Annotated in this window: 2 protein-coding genes; both read left to right on the top strand. The window is 68.1% G+C overall.

What is annotated here, in order from left to right; all coding sequences use genetic code 11:
- Positions 1-459 precede the first annotated feature (459 nt).
- Entirely contained in the window at positions 460-1,269 is an 810-nt protein-coding gene (locus E1283_RS35955) for an ABC transporter permease (RefSeq protein ID WP_132822357.1), read from the top strand.
- On the top strand, positions 1,262-1,678 hold a 417-nt coding region (locus E1283_RS35950), incomplete at its 3' end, for an ABC-2 family transporter protein (RefSeq protein ID WP_243745343.1). The genes E1283_RS35955 and E1283_RS35950, both read left to right, overlap by 8 nt.

The raw sequence follows: 1,678 nt of genomic DNA, 5'->3' as shown, positions 1-1,678 counted from the left end.
CAAACTCTCCGTGAATGCTTCACTGAAAGCTTGGATCTTGGATCCAACTTCAAAAAATCTGGCATTGACTATTTGGCACACTGTTGAGTTCTCAAGGAACGGACGCTTCCTTCGGCTCCCTCTCGGGTTCCTCCGGGCTTCCCTTCGGTGTCTCCGACTCTACCACGTCTTTCGTGTCCGATTTCTCGAACTCGCGTTTCGCCAGAGAGCGTTGCCCGCCTTCTTGGAGTTCCCTCTCGGGAGTTCCTTTCCGGGCAAGCTCGAAGGACCTTACGGACCCGCTTCGGCAGTGTCAAGTTGAGACCTCCCAGGCCACAACGGGGGTCGTCGGCCGGGTACTCGGGGCTTCCCGGCCCGGTGGCCGGAGAAAACCTGTGGCCCGGCCGCGCGGGCGCTCGTTAGGCTCGCGGGCTTTGGCCGGGCCACGGCTGCGGCGAACTCTGGGATGGGGGGCGGCGGATGAGCACGTCCGGGCTGTACCGGGCGGTTTCGGTCAGTAGCTTCAAGCGCTACGCGACCTATCGGGCGGCGACGGCCGCCGGGGTGTTCACCAACACGGTCTTCGGCTTCGTTCTCACCTACACCTACATCGCGCTCTGGGACCAGCGGCCCCGGCTCGGCGGCTACGACCAGGCGGAGGCGCTGACCTTCGTCTGGGTCGGTCAGGCGATGATCGGGGCCATGGCGCTGCTCGGCGGCGGGTTCCAGGTCGAGCTGGAGGAGCGGATCCGCACCGGGGACATCGCCGTCGACCTCTACCGGCCGGCGGATCTCCAGCTGTGGTGGCTGGCGTCGGAACTCGGGCGAGGCGCCTTCCAGTTGCTGGGGCGCGGCATCGGCCCGATGGTGGCCGGCTCCCTCGCCTTCGAGTTGGCGCTGCCGTCGAGTCCGCTGACCTGGCTCTGGTTCCTGACGGCCGTCGGGCTCGGGCTCGTGGTGAGCTTCGGGCTGGGCTACCTGGTGGCGCTGGCCACCTTCTGGCTGCTCGACGGGGCCGGGATGAGGATGGTCTCCACCATCACCTCGATCTTCTTCTCGGGGATGCTGCTGCCGTTGACGGTGTTCCCCGGCGGCTTCGGCGAGGTGGTGCGGTGGCTGCCGTGGGCGGCCATGCTCCAGGTGCCGGCCGACGTGCTGCTCGGCCAGTACACCGGCGTCGGCCTCCTCGGGATCCTCGGGTTCTCGGCGGCCTGGGCGCTGGTGCTGCTGCTGCTTGGCCGGGCGCTGCAGGCCGCGGCGACGCGGAGGGTGGTGGCCCAGGGTGGTTGACGCGTTGCGGGCCTACGGGCTGATCGTCGCGATGTGGGTGCGGTCGACGATGGCGTACCGGACGTCGTTCGTGCTGGTGACGCTGGGCACCGCGCTGGTCTCGCTGCTGGACTTCGTGGCCGTCCTGATCATGTTCGCGCACGTGGACACGCTGGGCGGCTTCTCGGTGGGCGAGGTGGCGCTGCTCTACGGAACGTCGAGCCTGTCGCTGTCGATCGCGCACCTGGTGATGGGTGAGGTCGACCGGATCGGGTCGCGGATCAGGGACGGTTCGCTCGACGCCATGCTGGTGCGGCCGGTGCCGATCTTCCTCCAGGTGGCCGCGGACCGGTTCGCGCTGCGTCGCGTCGGGCGGGCGTTGCAGGCGCTCGGGGTGCTGGGGTGGGCGGTGTGGACGCTCGACCTGTCG

Source organism: Streptomyces hainanensis, from assembly GCF_004348415.1.
Classification (GTDB): Bacteria; Actinomycetota; Actinomycetes; order Streptomycetales; family Streptomycetaceae; genus Streptomyces; species Streptomyces hainanensis.
The sequence above is the reverse complement of the archived record's forward strand: the minus strand, read 5'-3'. Positions and strand labels throughout refer to the sequence as shown.

Bases quoted from the DNA above. Each gene is read 5' to 3' on its own strand.
- E1283_RS35955 (WP_132822357.1), top strand. From the start codon at position 460: ATGAGCACGTCCGGGCTGTACCGGGCGGTTTCGGTCAGTAGCTTCAAG.